The organism is Janthinobacterium sp. FW305-128 (assembly GCF_020858135.1).
GTDB lineage: Bacteria > Pseudomonadota > Gammaproteobacteria > Burkholderiales > Burkholderiaceae_D > Janthinobacterium.
The window spans coordinates 1-1,449 of record NZ_JACYMK010000033.1; the positions used below are offsets into that span (position 1 = coordinate 1).

1 rRNA gene is annotated in these 1,449 nt (G+C 52.8%); it reads right to left on the bottom strand.

From position 1 onward, the window contains the following. Positions 1 to 1,439 (bottom strand): 16S ribosomal RNA (locus tag IGS60_RS28175); the annotation flags it as partial. Positions 1,440 to 1,449 lie beyond the last annotated feature (10 nt).

Below are 1,449 nucleotides of genomic sequence, written 5' to 3' on the forward strand. Positions count from 1 at the left end.
CGGTTAAGCTACCTACTTCTGGTAAAACCCGCTCCCATGGTGTGACGGGCGGTGTGTACAAGACCCGGGAACGTATTCACCGCGACATGCTGATCCGCGATTACTAGCGATTCCAACTTCATGCAGTCGAGTTGCAGACTACAATCCGGACTACGATACACTTTCTGCGATTAGCTCCCCCTCGCGGGTTGGCGGCGCTCTGTATGTACCATTGTATGACGTGTGAAGCCCTACCCATAAGGGCCATGAGGACTTGACGTCATCCCCACCTTCCTCCGGTTTGTCACCGGCAGTCTCATTAGAGTGCCCTTTCGTAGCAACTAATGACAAGGGTTGCGCTCGTTGCGGGACTTAACCCAACATCTCACGACACGAGCTGACGACAGCCATGCAGCACCTGTGTACTGGTTCTCTTTCGAGCACTCCCCAATCTCTCGGGGATTCCAGCCATGTCAAGGGTAGGTAAGGTTTTTCGCGTTGCATCGAATTAATCCACATCATCCACCGCTTGTGCGGGTCCCCGTCAATTCCTTTGAGTTTTAATCTTGCGACCGTACTCCCCAGGCGGTCTACTTCACGCGTTAGCTGCGTTACCAAGTCAATTAAGACCCGACAACTAGTAGACATCGTTTAGGGCGTGGACTACCAGGGTATCTAATCCTGTTTGCTCCCCACGCTTTCGTGCATGAGCGTCAATCTTGACCCAGGGGGCTGCCTTCGCCATCGGTGTTCCTCCACATATCTACGCATTTCACTGCTACACGTGGAATTCTACCCCCCTCTGCCAGATTCTAGCCTTGCAGTCTCCAATGCAATTCCCAGGTTGAGCCCGGGGATTTCACATCAGACTTACAAAACCGCCTGCGCACGCTTTACGCCCAGTAATTCCGATTAACGCTTGCACCCTACGTATTACCGCGGCTGCTGGCACGTAGTTAGCCGGTGCTTATTCTTCAGGTACCGTCATTAGCAAGAGATATTAGCTCTCACCGTTTCTTCCCTGACAAAAGAGCTTTACAACCCGAAGGCCTTCTTCACTCACGCGGCATTGCTGGATCAGGCTTTCGCCCATTGTCCAAAATTCCCCACTGCTGCCTCCCGTAGGAGTCTGGACCGTGTCTCAGTTCCAGTGTGGCTGGTCGTCCTCTCAGACCAGCTACTGATCGATGCCTTGGTAGGCTTTTACCCTACCAACTAGCTAATCAGATATCGGCCGCTCCACGAGCATGAGGTCTTGCGATCCCCCACTTTCATCCGTAGATCGTATGCGGTATTAGCGTAACTTTCGCTACGTTATCCCCCACTCCAGGGTACGTTCCGATATATTACTCACCCGTTCGCCACTCGCCACCAGAGCAAGCTCCGTGCTGCCGTTCGACTTGCATGTGTAAGGCATGCCGCCAGCGTTCAATCTGAGCCAGGATCAAACTCTTCAGTTTAATCTCTGTT